The following is a 25,268-nucleotide window of genomic DNA, read 5'->3' on the forward strand; positions in this document are numbered from 1 at the left end:
TTGCAAATTAAAGCGGTCTGGCTTGTGGCGATGATGGCGCCTGCACCGGCTCCACGGTTGTCGCAGCACCTGGTGCTGCACCTGCGGGCGCGTTGATGTTCGTGCCACCAGCCCTGTCAGTTACACCGGTTGGTGTTGGGTTGCTGGAGGGCAGACCAGACTGGGGCTGCTTTGAAGCGTTCAGGGCTGCCGCCTGTTCAGGGGTCATGATGTCAAACAGCGTAAACACCTTCTTGACGCCGCCGACGCTGGCAACCACTTCGGCTATTTTGTCGGCCTCGGCTTGGGTAACCAGACCTTGCAGGTATACGTCATCGCGCTCGACGCTGACCACGATGGCGCCATAAGGAATGCCCTCGGTTGTCAGCAGTGTGGTCTTGACCTTGGAGGCTAGCCACGTGTCTGACGTAATCTGACTAAACGATGCCAGTGGACCGACATAGAGCCGATTAATCACGGATTTGACTTGTGGCACACTGGCCGCAATCGCGGCGGCCTCACCACGAATTTTTTCACTGAAGGCATCGCCAGTCAGCAAGACCACGCCATCGTACGAAGAGGCGTTAATGCGAGCAGTCTTTCCAAACTTGACCTGCAGGTCATTGTCAACCTTGAGGTTAATTTCCTTGTCGGTGACTTGTTGACCCACGGTGCGACGATCTGTGGCAACCATGGCAGTCGTGGCGGCAACCCCGCCCACCAAGACGGGTGCGCAAGCTGTCAAGGTGCCTGATACGCCGATGACAGCGGCTAGCGCCAATAATTTGCCGCGCGTAGAAAAAGAATGCGTCATTTGGGCTCTCCGAGTAATTGGGCATCAATACCTTCACAGATCAGGTGCAGCAACAGAATATGCATTTCCTGGATCCTCATGGTGCGCTGATCCGGTACACACAACAAAACATCTTGGCCAGATAGCCCTTGAGCCATTTGGCCGCCGTCGCGTCCGGTCAGTGCAATCACGCGCATGTCGTTATCATGCGCTTGCTGCATGGCGCGCAAAACGTTGGGCGAATTGCCGCTAGTAGATATGCCGATCAGTACATCACCTGTTTGTCCGAGGGCTGCGACCTGCCGGGAGAACACGTGGTCAAACCCGTAGTCGTTACCCACGGCGGTGAGTATGGACGTGTCGGTTGATAATGCCACAGCAGCCAGTGGTTCGCGTTCGCGTTCGAAGCGGCCCACTAGCTCAGCCACAAAATGTTGGGCATCTGATGCCGAGCCGCCATTACCGCAAACCAGAATGCGTCTGCGTTGTGTCACGGTTTCATGGCAAAGCTGTATCGCTTTCTCAAGGTCTGGCAGTATCTTGGCCACCGTCCGTTCGGTGGTGCGAAGATGATCGTCGAAATGTTGCTTCAGATGCTCGGTTAGTTGCATGGCAGCGTTACGCTAAAGTCAATGGCCTATTATCTCACGTTGGGGCTTGCCAACACCGGTTGTTCCACTAACTCGGCCGTCAGTGCGCCGCGCAGGGCATTACACACAAGGACTCCTTCGGCGCGCTGAAGTTCCCCGCGCGTGATAATTCGTTCGCAGGCAGCTAGCGCCGGGTCAGCCAGCAAAATGCTGCGCATAACGCCAGGTAATACACCGGCAGCCAGGGGCGGTGTATACCAGCGGCCGTCAATTTTGATGAAAACATTCGAGCGACCGCCTTCGGTGAGCTCGTCGCGCTCATTAAAAAAAAGCATGTCAAAGGCACCATGTGCTTCAGCCTGACGCCAGGCATCGTCATAGCGAGCGCGATTGGAGGTTTTATGTCTTAAAAAAATATCGTTGGAATGGGTTGGTTCAGGCGCCAGCATCACTTTGACGGGAGTGGGTAAGGGATCAAGACGCCCGGTCTTGATCGACAGGCTGCCATCGCTGGCCAGATCAAGTCTGATTCTGTAGTCACCCGCGGTCGGCAAGTCATCACAGGTTGTTTGCAGAGCTCCCTTCATGGCCTGCGCATCAAAAGCAAACCCTAACGATTTGGCAGATGCTTGCAAGCGCGCCAGATGACGTTCGAGATGGGCCACGCCAAGCGCTCGGTTTGCCCGCATGGTTTCAAACAGTGTGAGTGGCGTAGTCTGGCGGGTCAGAAAGCTTGATTTAAGGGCGCACTCAGCCCACTCTGACAAGCTGTCACTGCCCCACGTGATGCCAGCACCCACGCCAAACACGCCCGTGCGTCTGCCCTGGTGGTCTGGAGCTGACAGTGTGAGCGTTCGTATGGGCACCGACAAACAAAAGCTGCCCAAGGTGCCGGGGCGCTCTGGTGCGACCCAGCCAATCGCGCCGGTGTATATCCCGCGCGCTGATGGCTCAATCTGGTTGATGATTTGCATGGTGCTGCGTTTGGGCGCTCCGGTGATTGAGCCACAGGGAAAGATCGCTTCGAGTAATTCCAGCCAGCTTACATCCGTGCGCAGTCGTGCGCGCACGGTGGATGTCATCTGCAAGACGTTGCCATACTGCTTGACGATAAAGCGCTCGGGTACGGTCACGCTACCTCGATCGGCAACGCGACCGAGATCGTTGCGCAACAGATCAACGATCATGACATTTTCTGCGCGGTTTTTTGGGTCGCTGGCCAAATCGAGGCTACTGTCAACCGCAGTGGTGCCTTTCATGGGCTCAGACTCGATCCAGCCATCATGATGGCGTACAAAGAGCTCCGGCGAGCGTGACAAGATCCAGCGCCCATCAGATAGTCCAATCAGTGCTCCGTATGGCACAACCTGCTGTTGGCGCAGTTCTCGGTATAACGCCACTGGGCTGCCGTAGAGTGCGACGTGTATGGCAAAGCACAAATTGACCTGATAGGTATCGCCGTTGGCAATATGCTGGCGGATCCTGTCAACGGCTGCTGCAAACTCAGTCTCGGTCATGTTGTTACCAAGGCCAGTCAGCGTGGCTGACGAGTTCTCGTCTTGGCCCTGCAGCCACGCATCGACTTCATCGGCTGTGAGACATTTGACTGACTCAAACAACAGGATCTGGCTGGTTGGCTTGTCAGCCTGTGTGTGAGCAGGTAAGCCCTGCATCGCGACACCGAGCTCATAATCGAGCAGCAACACGGCGTGAAGGCCTTGATCCAGGGCTGATTGCATGCGCCCAAGTGCAGCTGCTAGATCCGTTGGGCTGTCGATCAGCAGTTGCTCGCGTAAATCCAGATAAAGCCTTGACCGCCGCTCGTTGGCTGGCGCGGTTTGATCATCCAGTAGTATGGTCACAGGTGAAGTGGTGCTCAATGCAGGCATCCAGAATTCAAGCTTGGGTGGTGTGGCAAAGTAATGAAGGCGAGAATGCCATCAACAAAAGTATGCCATGTACTGGCTCCCTGCTCACCTAACTCCCGACCGCATTACACTGAGCGGTGTAACGGATACTGTTTGAACCTGGTTTGCTTAAATGTCTGAAACCCACCCATCTGACGGACTGATGCCGCCGTGGCAAGATTTGCTGGATCGTCTGGCTCAGCAGCACTGGCCCAAGCCGGCACTATTTGTTGTGGCTACGCCAATTGGCAACTTGACAGACTTGAGCTTGAGAGCCTGGTATACCTTAAGGTTAGCCGATGTGATTGCTGCCGAAGATACCCGCACCAGTCAGGCGCTGTTGCAGGCATGGCATATCGATACACCGCTGATGTCTGCGCACCGCCATAACGAACGTGCCGCCACGGCGGCTATCTTGCAGCGGCTAGCGGCGGGTGAGCGGATTGCCTTGATTTCAGATGCAGGTGCGCCCGCGGTTAGCGACCCAGGCGGTCAGCTTGTGCGTGATGTCCGCGAGGCGGGGTTTGATGTGGTTGCCATTCCCGGTGCCAGTGCGGTGATTACGGCCTTGATGGCCACGGGTGTCACAACCGATGCACAGCCAACATTTGCGTTTCTGGGATTTTTACCGGCCAGGCAGGCTGCCCGAGAGCGGGCGCTCAAGCGCTGGCTTGGCTCGGATACGTCGCTTCTCATGTATGAGGCGCCACATCGGATCGGTGATTTGTTGCGGGATTTAAGCGACGTATTTGGTGCAGCGCGAACGGTGAGCCTTGCGCGCGAATTGACCAAACGATTTGAAGAGACAGTGACAGTGCCACTGGCAGATGCTGGCAACTGGATAACAGCCAACCGCCATCGTGAGCAGGGTGAGTATGTCGTACTCTTGCATGCACCGCCTGCAGGCGCTACTAATTCAGACGAGAGTGAAGACGATCTCCTTTGGCAAAGTCCTGAGCGCCAAGCATGGATGTCGGCCTTGTTAGCCGGGTTGTCAACGCGCGATGCCGCCAAGATCATGGCCAAGGCGTTAGGGGTGGCCAAAGACGTCTGCTACGCCCGGTTGCTCGCGCACTCAGGGCAACGAGATGCTAGGTCTGACACCGAGTGATTGCACCACGGCATCCATGGAGCTTAAGGCCTGAACACGATTGGCAAATGGTCCAATCCTGACTCGATAAAGCTGGCCAGCGGTGCTGTCGACTTCAACTGGAAGATTGCCTGGCATGTTTGCAGCGGCCCTTGCAGCCAACGCCCGGGCGTTGGACTCGCTGCTAAAGGCACCAATCTGCAAGAAGACGGGCTCATTGGCTAGATCCGCGGTCGCCACAACCGGTGATGGGTTGGCGGCGGCAGGCTCAGGCGGCATGGCCGTTGGCGCGGTACTGGCAAATGATTCAGTTGCCCAGGTCCCGGCTCTGATTTGCTCGGGCGTAATACGCTCGACCACAACCTCGGCGCTACCTGGTCCGACCATACCAAGCCGATGGGCTGCGGCATAGGACAAGTCAATCACACGGTTATGCAGGAATGGACCGCGGTCATTCACCCGAACGATGACACTCTGTCCGTTTGAGACTCTGGTCACGCGCACGTAGCTTGGGATGGGCAGCGTTGTATGGGCGGCCGTCATGGCGAACATGTCATAGGTTTCACCATTGGAGGTCTTGCGTCCATGAAATTTGCGGCCATACCATGAAGCAATGCCGCGCTTACGATAGGGGCGTTCAGTGGTGTCAGGCACATAGCGTTTGCCCATCACCGTGTAAGGACGATTTGGACCGCGCGCTAAGGGTTCGATGCGCGGCACGGCATCGGGTATGTTGTCAATGTCGGCAGGTACTTGTGCCGGTGGTCCGTCGTCTTTGTAATAGCCGCCACTGCTACTTAGCCAACTGCCGCTTGAGCCGCCACCCGAAGAACAGGCCGCCACTATGGTGGCCATCACCAAAAGACTCGCACGACATAAAAAACGCCTCATGCCGGAATATCCATGGATTCACGTTGCTCACTGAACTGTGGTTGTTGGCGGTGGCGCTTCAGTAATCCGGCAACGTCTTTAAAACGCCGGGCCAGCGTTTCAACGATATATACCGATCGATGCTGTCCACCGGTACAACCAATCGCGATCGTCAGATAGTTGCGGGTGTCGGCTGTGTAGCGCGGCAGCCATTTGCGAACGAATGCTTCGATATCATCGATCATGTCGCCCACTGTTGGCTGCTGCTCCAGCCACGTCACCACTGGTGGATCCAAGCCAGTGAGCGGCTTTAGCGCTGGGTCATAGTGTGGATTAGGCAGACATCGTGCATCAAACACCAGGTCAGCGTCGCGAGGGGCGCCTTGCTTGTATGCAAACGACTCTAGCGTCATGATGATACCGGGCCGATCGGTCTTGATCAGGTCACGCATCCAGTCACGCAGTTGCACTGGTTTGAGGCCCGAGGTGTCAATTACATGTTCGCGGTTACGCAGTCGATCGAGCAACTCGCGTTCGTGACTGATACATGCCTGCAAAGAGACTGGTTGATTGTTTCCGACCATACGGTCAGCCAGTGGATGGCGCCGCCGCGACTCGGAATACCGTTGTACCAGTGTTGCGTCATCAGCATCAAGAAACACAACACGAATCAAGGTGCCTTGGCTGCGAAGGCTGTCAAGCATTTCCGGCAGTTCGCGCAAGTCCCCTTGCGAGCGAGCGTCAATCGCAACGGCCAGCCTGCGGTTATGCCCGCGTTGGGCGTTGTCAATCAGATCTTTTAATAAGTGCACGGGCAGGTTGTCTACACAGGCATAGCCCGCATCCTCGAGCCACTTTAACGCGACGGATTTGCCAGACCCAGACATGCCAGTGATCAGGACAACGCTTTGCAGGCCGTCAGTTTGAAGACTATCCGGCATTTTTGTGGTCCTGGGCGATGGCTTGCGCTTGCTTTTCCATGAACTCTTGCAGTGTGTCGATCCCACGTAGTTTCAAGATGGTGTTGCGAACAGCCGCCTCTACCAGCACCGCGAGGTTTCGGCCGGCAGCCACTTGCAGCGTGACCTTGGAAATTGGTTCACCCAAGATCTCTTGGGTCGTTTCCTGTAAGGGGAGGCGCTCGAACTTTTCCTGGGCTGAGGCGCGTACAAGGTGAACGATCAGCTTGAGTTTCATTTTTCGGCGCACCGAGGTTTCGCCAAAGATGGTCCGGATGTTCAATAGCCCCAGACCACGCACTTCAAGCATGTTTTGTAGGAGGGCTGGGCAATGACCATCGATGACATGTGGTGCAGTGCGAGAGAGTTCGACCGCATCATCAGCAACCAGACCGTGACCGCGCGAGATAAGCTCAAGCGCCAATTCACTTTTACCCAGACCAGACTCCCCCGTGATCAGAACGCCCAAACCCAACACGTCCATCAGTACCCCGTGGACTGTGATTTTTGGGGCAAAGCGTTTGGATAAGTAAATGCGAAGCCGGTCTATGGTTTCAGCTGCCGACACCCCGGTTTTAAGCAGGGGCACACTGGTGCGCTCACAAACCTCTACCAGGTCCTCAGGTGTCTCCAGGCCATGAGCCAGAATAATGGCTGGCACGCCGCCGCTTGCGAGCTCCTCAATGTGATGAATCCGCCGCTTGGGATCAAAGCGTTTGTAGTAGGCCAGTTCTTCATGACCAAACACCTGTATGCGAGCTGGATGAATAAGATTCAGGTGTCCGATAAGGTCTGCAGCAGCCCTGCCATCGGCAGGCAGGGGCCTATTCTCACCGGCATGACCGGCCAGCCATTCGAACGCGACGTCATCGGCGTTGTCGTCTACTAATTCCCTGACCACTAGCATGACGTTTCCTAAGGCTGTTGTTGTTCAACGCCGGATCAAGCTGCCGCCGATGTACTCCGAGCAGTCAGCAACTCATGGACCCGCAAAACATCCGTCTCCGATCTGAGTGCCTGCACGACCGACTCATCCGAAAGTCGCTGGGCAACTTCAGCCAGGATATCAAGATGTTGCTGCGTGGCCTCTTCCGGTACCACGATGACTAACAGTATATCGACAGGTTGGCCATCGGGGGCGTCAAACGCAATGGGCTTTTCCAAACGCACAAACGCTGCCCATGGTCTGTGAATGCTTTTGATACGTCCATGAGGCACTGCAACGCCGTGCCCCAATCCGGTTGAGCCCAGACGTTCGCGAGCAAATAAATTGTCGAACACGTTGGCGCGCTCAAGACCTTGGTTATTCTCGAACAGCAACGCGACTTGTTCGAGTGCGCGCTTTTTGCTGGTTACAGCAACGTCCAACAAAACGTTTTCAGGCGGCAATATTTGAGAAAGTAGCTTCATAACGGAATTATAGGGGGTTTTGCGGCATTGCAATATAAAACACAACAAAGACCCCCTTAGCTAAAAATAGCTACACATAACAGCTTTTAGAGAAAGATAGGTTAGCTTTCTGCGACGATCTGGCGTTTGCCAGGCGTATGGCCATGATCCTGGGTTTTTTTCTTGTGTTCAACAACCTGACGGTCGACCTTATCGATCAGCAAGTCGATGGCAGCATACAGGTTCTCCTGCGCTGCCTCACAGTGAATGTCTTTGCCGCGCACGTGAACAGTCATTTCAGCCCGATGCTTCAGCGGTTCAACCGACAGCATGACTTTGGTATCAATCACGTGGTCGAAATGTCGCGTGACCCGCTCTAGCTTGGTCGAAATATAGTCGCGAATGGCGGGGGTGACTTCGAGGTGATGTCCAGTGATTTGAACGTTCATGCTGTTTCTCCTCTAACAAGGCAAACGGACTGATTGCCAAAGGGCAATCCCGTGCTTTTAGTGTAATGGGTTGTTCAGGGAAATCAAGCTGAACTAACCGGCAGTTACAGCCAGTTACATCTTGAAATGTTCGCCAAGATAGACGCGACGCACTGCCGGATCATCAATGATTTTTTCCGGATCGCCACTGGTCAGCACGGACCCTTCACTGATGATATAGGCCCGGTCACAAATGCCCAGGGTTTCGCGAACGTTGTGATCTGTAATCAAAACGCCAATCCCACGGCTTTTTAAGAAACGCACAATGCGCTGAATTTCGATCACGGCAATCGGATCCACGCCAGCAAATGGCTCATCGAGCAATACAAATCTCGGGTTGGTAGCCAGTGCTCGAGCAATTTCAACTCGGCGACGCTCACCGCCCGATAGTGAGAGTGCGCCGTTGTTGCGCAGATGTTCGATTTGCAGCTCTTGCAGCAAAGACTCAAGCCGTTGTTTGATTTCAGAAGGCGTCGCTCGCTTGCCATCCGGGTTGGTCTGCAATTCGAGTACGGCACGGATGTTTTGTTCGACAGTCAATCGGCGAAACACCGATGCATCTTGAGGCAGGTAGGAAAGTCCGCGGCGAGCCCGCTGATGAATCGGCATTGCGGTAATCGATGCGCCATCAATCTCAATGCGTCCGGCATCCGCCTGGATTAACCCCACAATCATGTAGAAGCTTGTTGTCTTGCCAGCGCCATTGGGTCCGAGCAGACCCACCACCTCGCCGCCGTCCACATGCAGACTCACGTCCTGTACCACCATGCGACCGCTGTAGGATTTACGCAAACCAATGGCGCTCAAGCGACCGGCGTTCAAGCCTTCAGTAAGCGTGCTGCTATTGACTGTCATCATGGATGTGATCAGGGTTTAGGGGCGGGCGGTGTAGGTATGTCTGCACCACTTGCTTGCAATTTGCGACAGGCTTCGATGGCCGCGTCTACTTTGGCGCGTGGCTGCGCAATCGAACGTACACGACCATCGGGGTTGTCAGAGTTAGGCCCAGAAAACGCCTGGTATCGATCTGTTTTTTGGTAGTAACGCACGCGCTCGCCAGAGATCGAATCAAACGGCTTGCCACAAATAAAACGCGTTAACCGTGCTTTGCCAATTAAATCAAAGGTCTCAGCCCGGCCATCGTATTCAGCCCTCTCCCCAATGCCCTCGAGCACCTCGAAGCTCTCTGGACGATCCTGGCGAATGTATACGCGCTTGCGTTCATCCATCGAAGCAGTGCCGTACTGATAGCCTTCGGCGTCTTCGGTTAGGCGTAGCTCATCTGCGAGCAGCTTTAATAACCCGCGTGTCATGATGACCTCACCGCTAAAGACACTGGTTTTTGTCTTTTCGTCATAGGTCAGTTCATTGGAGAGAATTTGGGTGGCAGGCTCCTCTTTGTCTTGGCTGCTGGCCGAGAGCAAAGCGTTTTGCGACCAGGCAGTGGCTGGCTGCGTCAATAGAATGGCAAGCAAGAAAGTGCCAAGCAGGCGAAGGGTGCTCAAGGTTTTTTCTCCGTGGCAGGCGGCTGCGCCTGTCTGGCGCGAGGTGCGATCTCCACATCGGTCGAATCAAATACTTTGAGTTCGCCGGTTTTGTTGTCATAGCGCATGCCTACTCCTTTTAACGTGGAGCGATTGCGCACTGCAGTCGCCGGCAGATCCGTGTAGGCGACGTCCTCATTGATCAGCAGCGTAATTTCGTTGCTACTGACGTTAAGTGGTTCTGTCGTATCACTGGCCAGGCGCATCACCAGGGCATCTTGTTTCATGATGATACGGTTGCCGTCATCAAGCACGGTGGCCAGTTTGGAGGTCCCCACCAAAGTGGGTTGCCCAGGCTTGATGCTCATGGCGCGCGGATACCGGATGTCATAGGAATCATCATCGGGAAAGTGTTCCATATAGTCGCCCTCAATACGACTAATTGGCACGCCATTCTCATCGGTGCGCAGCATCAGCATGACCTTGCCCCAGCTATCGGGCTCATGGGTCTGCTTGGCCGGTGCATCAAGCGTCACTGCTCGTTGAGTGTGCTCAGCCGCAAACCAGGTGCCAATGACCAGGCCAGCCAGGATCACAACAGAAGCGATGGTGGGAAAGCGGTCTCTCATCTGTGCTTATTGAATCACGCCGGCGCCAACTGTACTACCCATCAGGAAGGGTGCGAGTTTGTGTTGAGCCGCCAGAATCACGTCACAGCACTCGCGCACAGCACCGTTGCCGCCGGTTTGGCTGGTGGTCCAATGGGCGCTTTGGGCCATATAGGCCGGGGCGTTGGGCACGGTCACGGCCAAGCCAGCTTGCTGCATGGCAGGCAAATCAATCACATCGTCACCCATGTAGCCCACCGCTTGTTTTGGTATGCCAAGCTCCTGTGCCAGCTCATTAAGCGCTTGCGCTTTGTCTCGCACGCCTTGCCGAACGTGGCGTATTCCCAGTTCAGCGCATCGCCATGCCACGATTGGCCCGTCGCGCGCGGTGATAATCGCCACATCAATGCCGCTCGCGTCAAGCATTTTTAAACCGTGGCCATCGAGCACGTGAAAGCGTTTGAGGGCTTCACCCTGCTCCCCGTACCAAAGCCCGCCATCGGTCAGCACGCCATCGACATCGAATATCATCAAACGGATCTGTCGCGCCCGATCAATAACGGTATCCGGTAGCTTGGCTAGCACCAGTGCTTCGGCGGGGTGGGCTGGCAGGGGTTTCATAATACCTTCGCTGTCATGAGGTCGTGCATGTGCAATGCACCAATGAGTTTACCGGCATCGTCAGCAACCAGAATTTGGCTGATTCGACGCTCATCCATCGTGCTCGCTGCATCGACTGCAAGCATCTCCGGGCTGATGTGTTGAGGATGGTGTGACATGCCATTGGTGACGTTTAATCCACGAATGTCACCGGCAGACTCTATCAATCGCCGTAAGTCACCGTCTGTGAAGATGCCAATGGCAATCCCCTGCTCATTGACTACGGCGGTCATGCCCATCCCCTTGCGAGACATCTCATCGAGTGCTTGCGTGATGCTTGCGGATGGGCCAACCTGAGGAATGGCCTGGCCTTGGCGCATCACATCGCGCACGCGAGTCAGTAGCCGACGCCCCAAGGCACCCGCAGGGTGGGAGCGCGCAAAATCCTCTGGCGTGAAGCCGCGTGCATTCAGACACGCGACCGCGAGCGCGTCACCCATGGCTAGCGCTACGGTGGTGCTCGCCGTCGGTGCCAAGTTCATCGGGCAGGCTTCGTTAGTCACGCTGACATCGAGATGAACACGGGACAGTTGAGCCAGATCGGATTTGGGGTTGCCAGTCAGCGCAACCACCGGCACATTGAGCCGATGGGCAGCCGCCACGACAGTCAGTAGCTCATCGCCACTACCCGAGTGAGAGAGCGCGAGCAACATATCCTGCGCCGTGAGCATACCGAGATCCCCATGCAAGGCTTCAGCAGCATGCATAAACATCGCCGGCGTTCCGGTGGAGGCCAGGGTGGCTGCGATTTTTCTGGCGATGTGGCCTGTCTTACCCAATCCACACACGATCACTCGGCCACGGCAGGCCAACAGCATACCGACGGCTTGCACGAATGTCTCATCGAGCCGTTGCTTCAGATCATGCAGTGCTTGCGCTTCCGTGGCCAGTGTTTGTTCGCCACTGGCAAGAATTTCCGCCGCCAGTTGGTTGGTTTCACTCATCTGGCGATTTTACCTAGGTGCGCGTGCTAAAAGTGCAAACAATTGCTCTGTACGCACTGAATCCGTCTGTCCGAGGTTAAAAATGTCCAATTCAAAGTCTGTTTTAGCTACTTGGGGAACTCCACTTAGCCCGCTCGCCCGGCGCGTCATGCTGCTTGGCGCAGGCGAGCTTGGCAAGGAAGTGGTGATTGCACTGCAAAGGCTTGGCGTGGAAGTCATTGCTGTAGATCGGTATGCACATGCGCCGGCGCAACAGGTCGCGCACCACGCCGAAGTCGTCAATATGACAGACCGGCAAGCACTGAAGGCTGTGATTGATCGGTACAAGCCAGATGTCATCGTGCCGGAAATTGAGGCGATTGCCACCGATTTACTGGTGGATATGGAGGGTCAGAATGGCTTGCGGGTCACACCAACAGCCCGGGCTGCGAGGCTAACCATGAATCGCGAAGGTATTCGACGCTTGGCGGCTGAAACGCTTGGCCTTCCAACATCGCCTTATCGATTTGCTGATACGTTTGCGCAGCTCGAGCAGGCAGTGCAAGAGATCGGCTTGCCTTGTGTGGTCAAACCAGTCATGTCCTCATCAGGCAAGGGACAGAGTGTGATTCGCCAGGCTGGCGATGTCCAAACGGCCTGGGATTATGCCCAGACAGGTGGGCGCGTGGGTGCGGGTAGGGTGATTGTCGAGGGCTGGGTTGAGTTTGACTACGAGATCACTTTGTTGACCGTTCGCTACCAGAACTCGCAGGGTAGTGTAGTGACAGATTTTTGTGCGCCGATTGGCCATTTGCAAGTCGATGGTGACTATGTCGAGAGCTGGCAGCCGCAGCCAATGAGCCCCGCGGCACTGGCTCGCGCGCAGGAAATTGCGCTAGCCGTCACTTCCGACCTTGGTGGGTTGGGGATTTTTGGGGTGGAGCTTTTTGTGCGGGGCGATATGGTTTGGTTCTCGGAGGTCAGTCCTCGCCCACATGATACTGGCTTGGTCACATTGGCTTCGCAAGTGCAAAGTGAGTTTGATATTCACGCTCGGGCTTTGCTTGGTCTGCCGGTCAGTGTCGCCATGCGTGGTCCGGCCGCGAGCCGTGTGATCTACGGGGGCGTTGATGCAGGGGCGGTGGTGTTTGATGGCATGGCCGATGCGCTGGCTGAGCCAGGTACTGACCTGAGACTATTTGGCAAGCCCGAGTCCTTCGTGAAACGGCGTTTGGGCGTGGGACTCGCAAGCGCCGATTCAATCGAGCAAGCGCGCGAGCGTGCTCGCGCGGTTTCTAAGGCAGTTAGTGTGAAAGCTGCTGATTAACCTTCGAGGAAAAGCTTGTAGGCAGGGTTTTCTGTTTCGTTCCAGAAAGGATAGCCAATCTCGGCTAAAAAGGTTTTGAATGCTGTTTTTTGTCCAGGTGGCACTTGAATTCCCACCAGAATCTGACCGTAGTCAGCACCTTGATTGCGGTAGTGAAACAAACTGATATTCCAGTCAGGCCGCATGGTGTTCAGAAAGCGCATCAGTGCCCCGGGGCGTTCAGGAAACTCAAATCGGTAAAGCAATTCGTTTTTGGCGAGTTTTGAGTGTCCACCGACCATGTGGCGCAGGTGCGTTTTGGCCATTTCATCGTGGGTCAGGTCCACAGTTGGAAAGCCATTGCGCTTGAACTCGGCGGCCAGTTTGGAGGAGTCCGCCGCGCGTTCGACCTGGATGCCAACGAATACATGGGCTTTTTCTGAGTCAGAGATGCGATAGTTAAATTCGGTGACACTGCGCGGTCCCACGAGGGTGCACAGGTGTCTGAAGCTGCCGCGCTCCTCAGGCAAGGTAATGGCAAACAATGCCTCACGTGATTCACCAACTTCAGCACGTTCAGCCACAAATCGCAAACGATCAAAATTCATGTTCGCGCCACACGCAATGGCGACCACGGTTTTGTCTTTCCATCGGTGTTGTTGGGCGTACTGTTTGGCGCCGGCAATTGCAAGGGCGCCAGCAGGTTCGAGCACGCTGCGGGTATCCTGGAAAACATCTTTGATGGCCGCACAGATGGCATCGGTGTCGACAATCACAAAGTCATCAACGTACTCTTTGACCAGTCGAAATGTTTCGACACCAACCTGCTTGACGGCCGTGCCATCAGAAAACAGTCCTACATCGTGCAAGCGCACGCGTTTGCCCGCTTTGACGCTACGCACCATCGCATCGGAGTCTTCGGTCTGTACACCGATGACTTTGATGGAGGGTCGTAGCTGCTTGATGTAAGCCGCTACGCCACTGATGAGCCCGCCACCGCCAATGGCCACAAACACCGCATCGATGTTGTCCGGATGCTGCCGCAAAATCTCCATCGCAATGGTGCCTTGACCAGCAATAACGTCCGGATCATCAAAAGGGTGCACAAATGTCAGTTTTTCTGTGGCTTCAAGCTCGGCGGCTTTTTCAAAAGCATCGCTGTAACTGTCGCCATGCAGGATGACTTCTGCGCCAAGACGTTTGACTGCCTCGATCTTGACCGGTGGTGTCGTCGTGGGCATGACAATCACAGCTCGGCAACCAAGCCGACTTGCGGACAGGGCGACACCTTGGGCATGGTTGCCAGCCGATGATGCAATCACCCCACGAGCCAACGCCTCTTTACTTAAGTGGGCCATCTTGTTGTAGGCGCCACGAAGCTTAAAGCTAAACACCGGCTGGTAATCTTCACGTTTTAGCAACACGGTGTTGCCAAGGCGGGCAGACAGTGTGGGCGCTTTCTCAAGGGGCGTTTCGCTGGCGACGTCATACACTTTGGACGTCAGAATGCGTTTCAGGTAATCAGTCGACATAACCCAGATGCACAAAAAAACCCCATTATCCCATGCGCCGCCGTTAACAAGTCATGTTGCCGAACCCCATGACGAGGAGCGTTTTGGATGAACATTGGCTTGACGGCGTTGTTTGTGGCTGGGCTCGTATCGTCAACGTTATTGCCCGGTGGCTCAGAGCCACTGCTGGTGGCGTATTTGATGCAGCAGGCGCCTGTCGCGATTTGGCCAACGGCTGCAATGGCGGTGCTTGCCGTTGGTCTTGGAAATACCCTGGGTGGCTTGGTGACCTACGCCATGGGGCGCGGTGGACGATATTTGTGGGCCCGGTGGCGTCACGAAGTCGACCAAGACAAACAAAGCCACCAAAAAGCCCGTGTCTGGCTTGATCGCTGGGGGCCGTGGGCGCTGCTGCTGTCCTGGATCCCGATTGTGGGCGACCCGCTGTGCCTGGTTGCCGGCGCTTTGCGCTTGAAGTTCTGGGCCTGCGTGGCGGCTATTGCCGTGGGCAAGTTTGCCCGATACCTGGTTTTGGCGGGTGCCGTGCTCGCAATTCAAGGTTGAGCCTAATCGCTGCTTTCATAGGGGATTGGGTCGCCAAGGCCACACTTTGCACCTAAAATGCTGTTTTTGAAGCCTAAAGAGCCACGCGCCCCCAGATTTGGGCGTGCACTCTGTAACCGCCTGGTTTTTTTCAATGAACTCCCCCGCTGCCAGTCATCTGCTCGCCAATTTACCCGCTCAATCTGAATCCCGGTTGCGCGAAATTCCCTACAACTACACCTCGTTTTCTGATCGGGAGGTAGTGCTGCGGTTGCTCGGTGATGAGGCATGGTTGCTTTTGAGTGAGCTGCGTGCTGAGCGACGCACGGGTCGCTCGGCACGTATGCTGTACGAAGTGCTCGGCGACATCTGGGTGGTCAAGCGTAACCCCTACTTGCAAGATGACCTGCTAGACAATCCCAAGCGTCGCCGTTTACTGATTGAAGCTTTGCGTCATCGCTTGGGTGAGATCGATGAGCGCCGCCAGTCAGACAATCTGCAGCGCGATGAGAAAGTCGCTGCATTGCTTGCGCGCGCTAGGCGCGCGGTTGATGAGTTTGAGCGGACTTTTAACGAGACGGCTGAGTTGCGCAAGCGCGTGGCCAAGGTGCTTGGCAAGTTAACCGCCAAGGACAATATCAAGTTCGACGGTCTATCCCGAGTCTCGCATGTTACGGATGCCACCGATTGGCGAGTCGAGTATCCGTTCGTGGTGTTGATGCCAGATACGGAAGAGGAGATTGCCGGGCTGGTGCGAGGCTGTATCGAATTAGGTCTGACCATTGTGCCGCGTGGTGGCGGCACCGGTTACACGGGTGGCGCTCTGCCTTTGACATGGCGATCCGTTGTCATCAATACAGAAAAACTGGAGACCTTAAGTCCGGTCGAAATGACAGAGTTACCCGGATTGGAGGCTTTAGTGCCCACCATCCGCGCAGGGGCCGGCGTTGTGACCCGGCGTGTGGCTGACACAGCTGAGCAAGCTGGATTTGTATTCGCGGTGGATCCGACCTCGGCTGACGCATCCTGTGTTGGTGGCAATGTCGCCATGAATGCCGGCGGGAAAAAAGCCGTGTTGTGGGGCACGGCGCTAGACAACCTCGCATGGTGGCGCATGGTTGATCCAGACGGCAATTGGCTAGATGTCACGAGAGTTGGCCACAATCTAGGCAAAATCCACGATGTCGATGTGGCGACCTTCGAGCTGTCTTGGTCTGACGGCCGGTATGCGGCCGGGCATCGTGTGATCAAAACCAAAACCCTTGAAATCAAGGGGCAACAGTTTCGCAAGGTTGGCTTGGGCAAGGACGTCACCGATAAATTTTTGGCGGGCTTGCCTGGTGTGCAAAAGGAAGGCTGTGATGGCCTGATTACCGCCGCTCGCTGGGTGGTGCATCGCATGCCGGCACATACCCGCACCGTGTGCCTGGAATTCTTTGGTCAGGCCCGTGACGCCATACCTTCGATCGTCGAAATCAAGAATTACCTGGATGGCCCGGGCAAAGCACAAGGCGCGATCTTGGCTGGCCTGGAGCATTTGGACGAGCGTTACTTGCGTGCGGTGGGTTACGCCACCAAGAGCAAGCGAGGTGGCTTCCCCAAAATGGTGTTGATTGGCGATATCGTAGGCGACGATGACAATGTGGTGGCAGCCGCGTGCAGTGAAGTGGTGCGCATGGCCAACAGTCGCCATGGCGAAGGATTCGTGGCAGTCAGCCCTGAAGCACGCAAGAAATTCTGGCTCGATCGCGCCCGAACAGCGGCGATTGCGCGTCATACCAACGCGTTCAAGATCAACGAAGACGTCGTTATCCCGCTGGATCGTATGGGTGAGTACACCGATGCGATCGAGCGCATCAATATCGAACTGTCCACGCGCAACAAGCTGCGCCTTCTCGATGCGCTTGAGGCCAGGTTAAACGAGCCATTGCCGTTAGCAAAGCTCGATGCCGATGATGTGTCCAGAGATGAATGGCTGGCCGAGCGTACGAGCCAAGCGCTCGAGTTGATTAGCCGTGTGCGGGGGCGTTGGGATTGGACTTTGACGCATCTGGACGAGCCGCTCAAAGATGCTCGCGACAAGCTTGTTGAACATGGCCTTAAGGCATTGCTGCCTGCTGTCGAACAACGTCTGGCCAACCAGCCCGATGCCAGGTTGTTTGATGTAGTGCAAGATCGCACGTTGCGCATTTCCTGGAAGGTTGAGTTGCTCAAGCACTTTGAGGATATGTTTGGCGGATCGCACTGGGCACCTGTCTTGGCCGAATTGAAAGCAGTACATGCTCGTGTTCTTAAAAGCCGCGTGTTCGTAGCGTTGCACATGCATGCCGGTGACGGCAATGTGCACACCAATATTCCGGTTAACTCAGACGACTATTTGATGCTGCAGGAGGCCAACGAGACGGTGGCGCGCATTATGCAGATTGCACGTGATCTCGATGGGGTTATTTCCGGTGAGCATGGGATTGGGCTGACCAAGTATGAGTTTCTGACTGAAGAAGAACTTGCACCTTTCCAGGCCTACAAGCAGGAAGTTGATCCGCAAGGCCGGTTCAATGCTGGGAAGTTAATGCCGGGTGCGGATCTGCGCAATGCCTGGACGCCGAGTTTTGGGTTGATGGGTCACGAGTCGCTCATCATGCAGCAAAGCGATATTGGTGAGATCAGTGAGTCAATTAAAGACTGCTTGCGCTGTGGTAAGTGCAAGCCAGTTTGTGCCACACATGTGCCGCGTGCCAACCTACTCTATTCACCGCGCAACAAGATTCTGGCAACCTCGCTCTTGATTGAGGCTTTTCTTTATGAAGAGCAGACTAGACGAGGGATCAGCCTGAAACATTGGCAAGAGTTTGAAGATGTGGCCGATCACTGCACGGTCTGTCACAAGTGCTACAACCCTTGCCCAGTGGACATTGATTTTGGGGATGTGTCCATGAACATGCGTGCGCTTTTGCGTCGCATGGGACGTAAGTCATTTAATCCTGGCACAACGGCTGCGATGTTTTTTCTAAATGCCAAGGATCCGCGCACCATCAATCTGACGCGCAAGTTGATGGTCGATGTGGGCTACAAAGCACAGCGGTTTGCCCACGATTTGCTGTCTAAGTTTGCTCGCCAGCAAACCCAAAAACCACCAGCTACAGTGGGTAAGCCGCCTATGCGCGAGCAGGTTGTGCATTTCATTAATAAAAAAATGCCTGGCGGCCTGCCCAAGCAAAGCGCACGCAAGTTGCTCGACATTGAAGATGCCAACTATGTGCCCATCATACGAGACCCTGCACGTACCACCAGCGACAGCGAGGCTGTGTTTTATTTCCCGGGCTGTGGCTCCGAGCGGTTATTTTCCCAGGTAGGGTTGGCTACACAAGCCATGCTGTGGCATGTCGGTGTGCAAACGGTACTGCCACCTGGCTACCTGTGCTGTGGCTATCCGCAGCGCGGCAATGGCATGAATGACAAGGCCGAGAAAATCATCACTGACAATCGTGTGTTGTTTCACCGGGTGGCCAACACGCTTAATTATCTGGACATCAAAACGGTCGTGGTTAGCTGTGGCACTTGCTACGACCAACTCGCAGGTTATGAGTTCGACAAGATCTTTCCTGGCTGCCGCCTGATCGATATTCATGAGTTTTTGCTTGAGAAGAACGTCAAGCTCGATGGTATTCAAGGCGTGCGTTATATGTATCACGACCCTTGCCATACCCCCATGAAACTGCAGGACCCCTTAAAAACCGTGAAGTCTCTGGTCGGTGAGGGCACGATTAAAACTGATCGTTGTTGTGGTGAGTCTGGCACTTTGGCGGTCACGCGTCCTGATATATCGACTCAAGTTCGTTTCCGCAAGGAAATTGAACTTGACAAGAACATGGCAAGTTTGCGCAGCGACGGTTTTGATGGTCAAGTCAAAATGCTGACCTCATGTCCTTCATGCCTGCAAGGTTTGTCACGTTATCAGGACGATACCGGTGCGCAAGCTGACTATATCGTGGTGGAAATGGCGCGCCATGTCCTGGGCCAAACCTGGCTGGAAGACTATGTCAAAGTTGCCAACCAGGGTGGCATTGAGCGCGTATTGGTCTAGGGTGGATGCCTAGCCGTTTGATACTGCCTTGACGGCGATGCCGTGCTCTTTAAGTGCGGCGCGTATAGCGATAGCAAACTCGACAGCATCAGGCTGATCACCGTGCAGGCAGAGTGTGTCGGCTTTGACCGCGACGCTTGTGCCGTCTTGAGCAATGACTTTGCTTTCTTTGACCATGCGCAGCACTTGTTCGATCGACTGATTCACATCGGTAATCATGGCACCGGGTTTATTGCGGGGTGTCAAACTGCCATCTGGTTGATAGGACCGATCACCGAACACCTCGCCCGCTGCAGTCAGTCCGAGGGCACGAGCCTCCTCGAGCATGTGACTGCCGGCCAACCCAAAAAACACCAGTGACTTGTCGACATCATGTACAGCCTTGGCGATACCGCGCGCTAGCGCCCGGTCTTTGACTGCCATGTTGTAGAGCATGCCGTGGGCTTTGACATGATTTAGTCGGGTACCTTGAGAAGCAGCTACCCCAGCTAGCGTGCCGATCTGTGCCACCACCATGTCGTAGGCCTCTTGCTCGGTGATTTGCATTGCACGCCGCCCAAATCCTTGCAAGTCCGGCAGCCCAGGGTGTGCGCCAATTGCCACGCCATGCTCACGGGCACAAGCCACCGTCTCGCGCATCACACCCGGGTCACCGCCATGGTAACCACACGCAATGTTGGCTGACGATATGTAGGGCATGATTTCAGTGTCGTGTCCCATGGTCCAAGCGCCAAAGCTCTCGCCCATGTCACAGTTCAAGTCTAGTTTTAGGCTCATTGAAGTCTCCTAGTGAATGCTTGCGCGGTCATCAAGTAACCATTGCCTGATGCTTGCGACCGATACTGAAAGTTCATCGAGCGCCTGAGCTTTGGCCCGGTCGAGCTCGCGTGCATGTTCAACATCGACAAGGGTAAAACGAATTTCATCGCCAGGTTTCTTTTGTGCGAGGATGGGTAAATCCACGCTGGCAACCGTGGCTATTTTGGGGTAACCGCCAGATGTCTGGCGGTCTGCCATCAGCACAATGGGTTGCCCGCCACGTGGCACTTGGATCGAACCAAACGACGTTGCTTCAGAAATCATTTCTCTTGGCGAAGCCAGCGCAATTTCCGGGCCTTGAAGTCGATAGCCCATCCGCTCCGAATCAGTGGAGATGCGCCACGTGCCAGAGATCATGGCTGCTTGGCTAGCGGCGGTGAACTCATGCCATTGATCGCTGCGGATCAAACGTACCAGTGACTTGCGACCGGTGTGCTGGCCCAGCATGCTGGGCAAATAAAGCACCTGATCCCATATTCGCTCACTGAGGGCAGTTAATGCTTCTTTGTCGTCCTTCAGTGGGGCGCGCAGCGCAATTTCGTCATCTTTTTGAAGGGCTCTTCCCTGCCAACCGCCAAAGCCAGCGCGCAAGTAGGTGCTTTCGCTGCCCATCACACTTGGCAGGTCAAAGCCGCCATGAACCGCCAGATAAGCTCTTGTACCTTCCGTGGCGGTATCGAAAGTCAAGGTGTCTGAGGCACGAACGATCAGGGGGCGATAGCGTGGCACTGGCCTGCCGTTAACCCGGGCATTCATCTGCGCACCTGCCAAGCAGATGCAACAAGCCTTGCTAAACACCAGTGTTGGCCCAAGCAGGGTGATTTCAAGTGTGGCGCAATCTTCAGTATTTCCGGCAATCAAGTTGGCCATCTGATGCGACTGAATGTCCATTGCGCCGGTGACTGAAACGCCGAGGTGCTGGTAGCCCCAGCGGCCACTGTCTTGAAACGAAGATAGCAAGCCGGGCCGTTTGACGATCATGCTCATGCCGGTTGCTCCTGCTGGGCTTTGATTTCATCAAACTGGTGATCATCGATCGGAACGAACTCGATCTCATCGCCTGGCATCAGCAGTGTGGGTTGTGCAGCCTTGGCGTTAAACAGCCTCAGTGGGGTCGCTCCAATGATGTGCCAACCACCAGGCAGGACGTTGGGGTAGATGGTGCTTTGACGGTTGGCAATGCCTAACGATCCAGCCGGCAGAGCTGTACGAGGGACTTCGCGCCGTGGCAGGGCAAACCGCTCGTCATGAATGCCGATGTAAGGATGGCCTGGCGCAAAGCCGATCATATAGACCCGGCAAATGCTGCCGTGGTGAGCTTGCACTACCTCTTCAGGGCTCAGTCCCATTCGCTTAGCGACGTCCTCAAGGTCTGGCCCGTGTTTGTCACCATAGCAAACTGGAATCTGAATACGTCGAGCCGTCAGCTGAGCGCCTTCGGCAATCTGGCCAATGATGTCCTGGACGACACCGGTTAGATACGCGACTGGATCATCGCCTATCACTGTGCTTGGCTCGAAGTAGATCGCTACGGCGGTAAACGAGGGCACGATATCGAGTACGCCCGGCAAACTCGCTTGTCGCAAGCTATCGGCTAACGTGAGACACCGCAAACCGACCGCCTGATCGATCTGATCACCCAGATCGATCATCAGGCAGCGGTCGCCTTGCGCACGAATCCCTTTGATAAGCTCAGATGCCATTGGCTTGGACTTGCTGGTTTACTTGGCGAACAACGAATCCATGTTCTTGAATGCCTTGATTTCAATGGCGTTGCCCGACGGGTCTTGGAAAAACATGGTGGCCTGTTCGCCGACCTCGCCTTTAAAACGCACGTAGGGCTCGATGATGAACTTGGTGCCAGCCGCTTTGAGTTTGTCAGCAAGTTGTTCCCAAGCGGGGATCGACAGCACGGCGCCAAAGTGGCGCACGGGCACTTGATGGTTGTCAACGGCACTGGTGGCTGCACTGGTGCATTCATCAGGTGACAGGTGTGCCACGATCTGGTGACCGTAGAAATTAAAGTCAACCCAATCTTCTGAGCTACGACCTTCTGAGCAACCAAGCAGCTCGCCGTAGAACTTGCGTGCTTCGGTCAGATCGCGCACGGGGAAAGCCAAATGAAACGGTGGCATGTGAGTGTCAGCCATGATTACAGCGCCTCCGGGAAGGAAGTGAATGGTTTAAGGAAAAAAGGGTCTTTTGTAATGGCTATGCGCCCTACATCAAACCGCCAGGGTGCAACTGAAACCTGAAACCGAAAGAATATCAGGTTGCGCGGGTTAGGCGGCTTTGCGCAAACACTAAACTAAAGGTACTGCCTTGCTGCAGGCGACTCTGGATCTGCAACTCGGCGTCATGGCGCATCGCGATATGCTTAGTGATCGCCAAGCCCAAGCCAGTGCCACCGGCCGCACGCGAACGGCTACGGTCCACTCGATAGAATCGTTCGCTAAGGCGTGGAATGTGTTCAGCCGCTATGCCGATACCGGTGTCCTGCACGCTAAAGCGGGCGCCATCCGACTCAGACATCCATTTGACATAAATGGTGCCTTTGTCGGGGGTGTAACGCACTGCATTGGTCAGCAGGTTGGCAAATGCCGAGGTGAGCTCCGAGGGAGCACCCAAGAGATTTAAGCCCGACTCGATGTCCCACTCGAACTGGTGTCGGCCCGCAGACAGCGCCTCGACCTGCTGGCGCAAGCCATTGAGCATCTCGGTGACATTGACAGTGACTTGTTCGGCCTCTGGCGAGGTCTCCAGGTTTGAGAGTGTCAATAGATCTGAGACGATGGACTGCATACGCTTGGCTTGCTCGCGCATAAGCCCGAAGTAATGCTGAGTCTGTTCTTCTGTCAATGCACCGGCAGGGGCTTCACTAATTGTCTCCACGAACCCCGCCAAAACCGTCAGTGGGGTGCGCAACTCGTGCGAAACATTAGCTACAAAATCACGCCGGGTGGTCTCTAGCTTGTCAATCTGTGTCAGGTCGCGGGTGATCAGCAGTCGTTGCTCACGGGCGTAAACCACGAACTGCATCATCATGAGCTTGTCCTGATTGCCCTGGTGGGTCTTGATGATGATGGGATCCGGCCACGCACGCTGCCGTGCGTAGCGCAGAAATTCTGGCTGTCGGATCAAGTGCAACAGGTTGCTGCCAAGGTCGGCTTGTTCGTTTAGGTTTAACTGTTGGCGTGCCGATTTGTTGAACCATATGATCGACAAAGACTGATCCAGGGCGATCACCCCGACCGGCAAGGCTTGGGCAGCTGCCATGACGGCATCACTGGTCTCCTGCGCTTGTGCCAGTAGTTCGTTCTGCAGATGCAGGTTGTGTTCGAGTTGTCGAACCACATCAGTCCAAGGGCCGACATCTTCAGGGGGCGTTTGATCACGGGCCGACTTAAGCCAGGTGGCTACCCGTGCCGCCTGATAACGCCGCCAAGTGGTCAAGCCTCCGAACCCTATGCCCATAACAATCCAGCCCAGGTTGCTGCCCCAGACCAGATAGATTGCCGTGGCGGCAATCAAACTGAACACGAACCACCAAAGGGTTTTACGCCATTGCATAAGGCGAATTGTCGCACGCGGCCAGTCCGCCGTGCGGGCCACACTACTGTCCATCAGCTCTGAATGGCTTGACGGGTAAAGCGATACCCAGTGCCGCGCACCGTCTCAATGTGCTTGTCATGTCCGCTAGGCTCTAGCGCTTTGCGCAAGCGCCGGATGTGAACGTCCACGGTTCGTTCTTCAACAAACACATGGTCGCCCCAGACCTGGTCCAGTAGCTGTGAGCGCGAGAACACCCGCTCAGGGTGCGTCATAAAGAAATGCAGCAATCTAAATTCGGTCGGTCCGATGGCAAGCGTCAGACCATTGCCGGTTAAGCGATGCGCCGCCGGGTCGAGCTTTAGGCCGGCGACTTCGGTCAGGTCATCGGTTAGCTGTGGAGCGCGTCGGCGTAACACGGCTTTGATGCGAGCCATGAGCTCTTTCGGGGAGAAAGGCTTGGTGATGTAGTCATCGGCGCCCGCTTCCAAGCCGTCAATCTTGTCCTGCTCAGCGCCTTTGGCCGTGAGCATGATGATAGGTACCTGGCGCGTACGTTCGTGATTGCGCAGTTTGCGCGCCAGTGCCAGCCCGGATTGTCCCGGTAACATCCAGTCCAGCAAAATCAGGTCGGGCAGCTCAGCATCGATCAGTATTTGAGCCTGCTCACTGTCAAACGCACGCAACACCTTGTGACCTGCAAAAGACAGATTCACCGCAATCAATTCCTGGATCGCTGGCTCATCTTCAACAACTAGAATGGTGCTCGACATAGAGACTCGCTTTGTTAAGACAGGCAACATGACAATTCATAATTCGATATCCTAAGTCCCTAATATGTCAGGTCTGTGACAATCTACACGAATCGTCATTGAGCTACCATAACGGTAATGCGCCCCGTCGATAGAGCCTTTGCTTGGTGACACGGCGTCCATGCCCGTGAGGGCTGAGTTCAATCAAATGACGACATGACCGACAAAAACATAGACTTTGGGTTTACCCAGGTGCCCGAGTCCGAAAAAGCCAGCAAAGTAGCGGGTGTCTTTGATAGTGTGGCTAGCCGCTACGATCTGATGAATGACCTGATGTCTGGTGGCTTGCATCGCCTCTGGAAGCGCTTTGCCCTGTCGCGGGTGGCGGCTAGGCCCGGTATGCGGGTGTTAGACATCGCCGGGGGCACGGGTGACCTGGCCAAGTCTTTGGCAAAGGACGTGGGCCCCAAAGGCGAGGTTTGGCTGACGGATATCAACTTGTCGATGCTTAAAGTAGGCCGTGATCGAATGCTTGATGCCGGTTTGGTGTTGCCAACGGCGGTGTGTGATGCAGAGGCGCTGCCGTTTGAGGACGGATATTTCGACCGCGTGACCGTCGCCTTTGGGCTGCGCAACATGACGCATAAGGACCAGGCACTGGCGCAAATGACCCGGGTGCTCAAGCCCGGGGGCAAGTTGATGGTGCTTGAGTTTTCTCGGGTGAGCGAGGCCCTTGCGCCGGCCTATGATTGGTATTCATTTAATGTCCTGCCGTGGTTGGGGCGCAAAGTCGCCAACGATGAGGACAGTTATCGCTATTTGGCGGAGTCAATCCGCATGCATCCTGACCAGGAGACCCTTAAGGGCATGATGCAAGCGGCTGGCCTGTCGCGGGTGCAGTATTTCAATCTGACCGCAGGCATTGTGGCGGTACACGAAGGCATCAAAATGCTCTAACAGTCTG

At 55.3% G+C, this 25,268-nt stretch carries 25 protein-coding genes; 5 read left to right on the top strand and 20 right to left on the bottom strand.

Translation table 11 applies throughout. The features are described 5' to 3' along the window. Positions 1-7: 7 nt before the first annotated feature. Genes DHf2319_RS01565 through DHf2319_RS01575 form a run of 3 tightly spaced genes read right to left on the bottom strand, consistent with a single transcriptional unit; the run spans position 8 to position 3,251 of the window. Entirely contained in the window at positions 8-793 is a 786-nt protein-coding gene (locus DHf2319_RS01565) for a BON domain-containing protein (RefSeq protein WP_243479059.1), read from the bottom strand. After that, the gene (locus DHf2319_RS01570) at positions 790-1,383 is read right to left on the bottom strand and encodes a phosphoheptose isomerase (protein ID WP_243479060.1); all 594 of its coding nucleotides are present in this window, start codon (positions 1,381-1,383) and stop codon (positions 790-792) included. The genes DHf2319_RS01565 and DHf2319_RS01570 overlap by 4 nt, the downstream gene beginning before the upstream one ends. A gap of 29 nt (positions 1,384-1,412) precedes the next feature. After that, complete coding sequence (locus tag DHf2319_RS01575; RefSeq protein WP_369810207.1) at positions 1,413-3,251, bottom strand: chorismate-binding protein; 1,839 nt, start codon at positions 3,249-3,251, stop codon at positions 1,413-1,415. Positions 3,252-3,402: 151 nt separating this feature from the next. Here DHf2319_RS01575 and rsmI point away from each other — a divergent pair, with 151 nt between their 5' ends. Further along, positions 3,403-4,380 (top strand): 16S rRNA (cytidine(1402)-2'-O)-methyltransferase, encoded by a 978-nt coding sequence (rsmI, locus tag DHf2319_RS01580; protein WP_243479062.1) that lies wholly within the window; start codon positions 3,403-3,405, stop codon positions 4,378-4,380. Here the strand turns inward: rsmI and DHf2319_RS01585 are convergent. The 10 genes from DHf2319_RS01585 to DHf2319_RS01630 form a co-directional block, all read right to left on the bottom strand. Continuing rightward, positions 4,345-5,250, bottom strand: coding sequence for a septal ring lytic transglycosylase RlpA family protein (locus tag DHf2319_RS01585; RefSeq protein WP_243479063.1), 906 nt, complete (start codon positions 5,248-5,250; stop codon positions 4,345-4,347). The two genes, rsmI and DHf2319_RS01585, sit on opposite strands and share 36 nt — an antisense overlap. Then, positions 5,247-6,143, bottom strand: a complete 897-nt coding sequence (gene rapZ, locus DHf2319_RS01590) for an RNase adapter RapZ (RefSeq protein ID WP_243479963.1) — start codon at positions 6,141-6,143, stop codon at positions 5,247-5,249. Before rapZ ends, DHf2319_RS01585 begins: the two co-directional genes overlap by 4 nt. A 16-nt stretch (positions 6,144-6,159) precedes the next feature. Beyond that, entirely contained in the window at positions 6,160-7,095 is a 936-nt protein-coding gene (gene hprK / locus DHf2319_RS01595; RefSeq protein ID WP_243479064.1) for an HPr(Ser) kinase/phosphatase, read from the bottom strand. 35 nt (positions 7,096-7,130) lie between these two features. Beyond that, positions 7,131-7,598 (bottom strand): PTS IIA-like nitrogen regulatory protein PtsN, encoded by a 468-nt coding sequence (ptsN, locus tag DHf2319_RS01600; RefSeq protein WP_243479065.1) that lies wholly within the window; start codon positions 7,596-7,598, stop codon positions 7,131-7,133. A 101-nt stretch (positions 7,599-7,699) separates the two neighbouring features. Next, a complete protein-coding gene (gene hpf / locus DHf2319_RS01605; RefSeq protein ID WP_243479066.1) occupies positions 7,700-8,026 on the bottom strand; it encodes a ribosome hibernation-promoting factor, HPF/YfiA family in 327 nt (108 codons plus the stop codon). A gap of 114 nt (positions 8,027-8,140) precedes the next feature. Then, positions 8,141-8,920, bottom strand: coding sequence for an LPS export ABC transporter ATP-binding protein (gene lptB, locus DHf2319_RS01610; RefSeq protein ID WP_243479964.1), 780 nt, complete (start codon positions 8,918-8,920; stop codon positions 8,141-8,143). An 11-nt stretch (positions 8,921-8,931) separates the two neighbouring features. After that, positions 8,932-9,570, bottom strand: a complete 639-nt coding sequence (lptA, locus tag DHf2319_RS01615; protein WP_243479067.1) for a lipopolysaccharide transport periplasmic protein LptA — start codon at positions 9,568-9,570, stop codon at positions 8,932-8,934. Beyond that, the gene (gene lptC, locus DHf2319_RS01620) at positions 9,567-10,178 is read right to left on the bottom strand and encodes an LPS export ABC transporter periplasmic protein LptC (RefSeq protein WP_243479068.1); all 612 of its coding nucleotides are present in this window, start codon (positions 10,176-10,178) and stop codon (positions 9,567-9,569) included. The genes lptA and lptC overlap by 4 nt, the downstream gene beginning before the upstream one ends. A 6-nt stretch (positions 10,179-10,184) precedes the next feature. Continuing rightward, positions 10,185-10,778 (bottom strand): KdsC family phosphatase, encoded by a 594-nt coding sequence (locus tag DHf2319_RS01625; RefSeq protein WP_243479069.1) that lies wholly within the window; start codon positions 10,776-10,778, stop codon positions 10,185-10,187. Then, a complete protein-coding gene (locus DHf2319_RS01630; protein ID WP_243479070.1) occupies positions 10,775-11,761 on the bottom strand; it encodes a KpsF/GutQ family sugar-phosphate isomerase in 987 nt (328 codons plus the stop codon). The genes DHf2319_RS01625 and DHf2319_RS01630 overlap by 4 nt, the downstream gene beginning before the upstream one ends. An 82-nt stretch (positions 11,762-11,843) precedes the next feature. Between DHf2319_RS01630 and purT the strand changes: the two genes are divergently transcribed. Then, positions 11,844-13,067 carry a formate-dependent phosphoribosylglycinamide formyltransferase gene (gene purT / locus DHf2319_RS01635; protein WP_243479071.1) on the top strand — a complete coding sequence of 408 codons (1,224 nt, stop codon included), beginning with the start codon at positions 11,844-11,846 and terminating at the stop codon, positions 13,065-13,067. On the opposite strand, the gene ilvA is transcribed toward purT, so the two are convergent. Continuing rightward, positions 13,064-14,578 (bottom strand): threonine ammonia-lyase, biosynthetic, encoded by a 1,515-nt coding sequence (gene ilvA / locus DHf2319_RS01640; RefSeq protein ID WP_243479072.1) that lies wholly within the window; start codon positions 14,576-14,578, stop codon positions 13,064-13,066. The genes purT and ilvA overlap by 4 nt on opposite strands. 87 nt (positions 14,579-14,665) lie before the next feature. On the opposite strand from ilvA, the gene DHf2319_RS01645 reads away from it, so the two are divergent. Both DHf2319_RS01645 and DHf2319_RS01650 read left to right on the top strand, forming a co-directional pair. After that, positions 14,666-15,121: a YqaA family protein gene (locus DHf2319_RS01645; RefSeq protein WP_243479073.1), complete on the top strand. Its 456-nt coding sequence runs from the start codon at positions 14,666-14,668 to the stop codon at positions 15,119-15,121. Positions 15,122-15,254: 133 nt separating this feature from the next. Continuing rightward, positions 15,255-19,184 carry a DUF3683 domain-containing protein gene (locus DHf2319_RS01650; RefSeq protein WP_243479074.1) on the top strand — a complete coding sequence of 1,310 codons (3,930 nt, stop codon included), beginning with the start codon at positions 15,255-15,257 and terminating at the stop codon, positions 19,182-19,184. 9 nt (positions 19,185-19,193) lie between these two features. Here DHf2319_RS01650 and DHf2319_RS01655 read toward each other — a convergent pair whose 3' ends face one another. The 6 genes from DHf2319_RS01655 to phoB all read right to left on the bottom strand — a co-directional run bounded on the left by DHf2319_RS01655 (position 19,194) and on the right by phoB (position 24,325). Next, positions 19,194-19,961: a LamB/YcsF family protein gene (locus tag DHf2319_RS01655; RefSeq protein ID WP_243479075.1), complete on the bottom strand. Its 768-nt coding sequence runs from the start codon at positions 19,959-19,961 to the stop codon at positions 19,194-19,196. Positions 19,962-19,970: 9 nt separating this feature from the next. Continuing rightward, positions 19,971-20,990, bottom strand: a complete 1,020-nt coding sequence (locus DHf2319_RS01660) for a 5-oxoprolinase subunit C family protein (protein ID WP_243479076.1) — start codon at positions 20,988-20,990, stop codon at positions 19,971-19,973. Then, complete coding sequence (gene pxpB / locus DHf2319_RS01665) at positions 20,987-21,706, bottom strand: 5-oxoprolinase subunit PxpB (RefSeq protein ID WP_243479077.1); 720 nt, start codon at positions 21,704-21,706, stop codon at positions 20,987-20,989. Before pxpB ends, DHf2319_RS01660 begins: the two co-directional genes overlap by 4 nt. Before the next feature lie 18 nt (positions 21,707-21,724). Beyond that, complete coding sequence (locus DHf2319_RS01670; protein ID WP_243479078.1) at positions 21,725-22,153, bottom strand: VOC family protein; 429 nt, start codon at positions 22,151-22,153, stop codon at positions 21,725-21,727. 118 nt (positions 22,154-22,271) lie between these two features. Continuing rightward, positions 22,272-23,573 carry a phosphate regulon sensor histidine kinase PhoR gene (gene phoR, locus DHf2319_RS01675; RefSeq protein ID WP_369810232.1) on the bottom strand — a complete coding sequence of 434 codons (1,302 nt, stop codon included), beginning with the start codon at positions 23,571-23,573 and terminating at the stop codon, positions 22,272-22,274. 53 nt (positions 23,574-23,626) lie between these two features. Then, positions 23,627-24,325 carry a phosphate regulon transcriptional regulator PhoB gene (gene phoB, locus DHf2319_RS01680; RefSeq protein WP_243479080.1) on the bottom strand — a complete coding sequence of 233 codons (699 nt, stop codon included), beginning with the start codon at positions 24,323-24,325 and terminating at the stop codon, positions 23,627-23,629. Between the two features lie 195 nt (positions 24,326-24,520). On the opposite strand from phoB, the gene ubiE reads away from it, so the two are divergent. Next, positions 24,521-25,261, top strand: a complete 741-nt coding sequence (gene ubiE, locus DHf2319_RS01685; protein ID WP_243479081.1) for a bifunctional demethylmenaquinone methyltransferase/2-methoxy-6-polyprenyl-1,4-benzoquinol methylase UbiE — start codon at positions 24,521-24,523, stop codon at positions 25,259-25,261. Positions 25,262-25,268 lie beyond the last annotated feature (7 nt).

This window comes from Orrella daihaiensis, from assembly GCF_022811525.1.
GTDB lineage: Bacteria > Pseudomonadota > Gammaproteobacteria > Burkholderiales > Burkholderiaceae_B > Algicoccus > Algicoccus daihaiensis.

Bases quoted from the DNA above. Each gene is read 5' to 3' on its own strand.
- ptsN (WP_243479065.1), bottom strand. From the start codon at position 7,598: ATGAAGCTACTTTCTCAAATATTGCCGCCTGAAAACGTTTTGTTGGAC.
- DHf2319_RS01625 (WP_243479069.1), bottom strand. From the start codon at position 10,778: ATGAAACCCCTGCCAGCCCACCCCGCCGAAGCACTGGTGCTAGCCAAG.
- rsmI (WP_243479062.1), top strand. From the start codon at position 3,403: ATGTCTGAAACCCACCCATCTGACGGACTGATGCCGCCGTGGCAAGAT.
- ubiE (WP_243479081.1), top strand. From the start codon at position 24,521: ATGACCGACAAAAACATAGACTTTGGGTTTACCCAGGTGCCCGAGTCC.
- DHf2319_RS01565 (WP_243479059.1), bottom strand. From the start codon at position 793: ATGACGCATTCTTTTTCTACGCGCGGCAAATTATTGGCGCTAGCCGCT.
- DHf2319_RS01660 (WP_243479076.1), bottom strand. From the start codon at position 20,990: ATGAGCATGATCGTCAAACGGCCCGGCTTGCTATCTTCGTTTCAAGAC.
- DHf2319_RS01645 (WP_243479073.1), top strand. From the start codon at position 14,666: ATGAACATTGGCTTGACGGCGTTGTTTGTGGCTGGGCTCGTATCGTCA.
- DHf2319_RS01655 (WP_243479075.1), bottom strand. From the start codon at position 19,961: ATGAGCCTAAAACTAGACTTGAACTGTGACATGGGCGAGAGCTTTGGC.
- ilvA (WP_243479072.1), bottom strand. From the start codon at position 14,578: ATGTCGACTGATTACCTGAAACGCATTCTGACGTCCAAAGTGTATGAC.
- DHf2319_RS01585 (WP_243479063.1), bottom strand. From the start codon at position 5,250: ATGAGGCGTTTTTTATGTCGTGCGAGTCTTTTGGTGATGGCCACCATA.
- phoR (WP_369810232.1), bottom strand. From the start codon at position 23,573: ATGCAATGGCGTAAAACCCTTTGGTGGTTCGTGTTCAGTTTGATTGCC.
- purT (WP_243479071.1), top strand. From the start codon at position 11,844: ATGTCCAATTCAAAGTCTGTTTTAGCTACTTGGGGAACTCCACTTAGC.
- pxpB (WP_243479077.1), bottom strand. From the start codon at position 21,706: ATGGCATCTGAGCTTATCAAAGGGATTCGTGCGCAAGGCGACCGCTGC.
- DHf2319_RS01630 (WP_243479070.1), bottom strand. From the start codon at position 11,761: ATGAGTGAAACCAACCAACTGGCGGCGGAAATTCTTGCCAGTGGCGAA.
- DHf2319_RS01575 (WP_369810207.1), bottom strand. From the start codon at position 3,251: ATGCCTGCATTGAGCACCACTTCACCTGTGACCATACTACTGGATGAT.
- phoB (WP_243479080.1), bottom strand. From the start codon at position 24,325: ATGTCGAGCACCATTCTAGTTGTTGAAGATGAGCCAGCGATCCAGGAA.
- DHf2319_RS01670 (WP_243479078.1), bottom strand. From the start codon at position 22,153: ATGGCTGACACTCACATGCCACCGTTTCATTTGGCTTTCCCCGTGCGC.
- hpf (WP_243479066.1), bottom strand. From the start codon at position 8,026: ATGAACGTTCAAATCACTGGACATCACCTCGAAGTCACCCCCGCCATT.
- DHf2319_RS01570 (WP_243479060.1), bottom strand. From the start codon at position 1,383: ATGCAACTAACCGAGCATCTGAAGCAACATTTCGACGATCATCTTCGC.
- lptC (WP_243479068.1), bottom strand. From the start codon at position 10,178: ATGAGAGACCGCTTTCCCACCATCGCTTCTGTTGTGATCCTGGCTGGC.
- lptB (WP_243479964.1), bottom strand. From the start codon at position 8,920: ATGACAGTCAATAGCAGCACGCTTACTGAAGGCTTGAACGCCGGTCGC.
- hprK (WP_243479064.1), bottom strand. From the start codon at position 7,095: ATGCTAGTGGTCAGGGAATTAGTAGACGACAACGCCGATGACGTCGCG.
- DHf2319_RS01650 (WP_243479074.1), top strand. From the start codon at position 15,255: ATGAACTCCCCCGCTGCCAGTCATCTGCTCGCCAATTTACCCGCTCAA.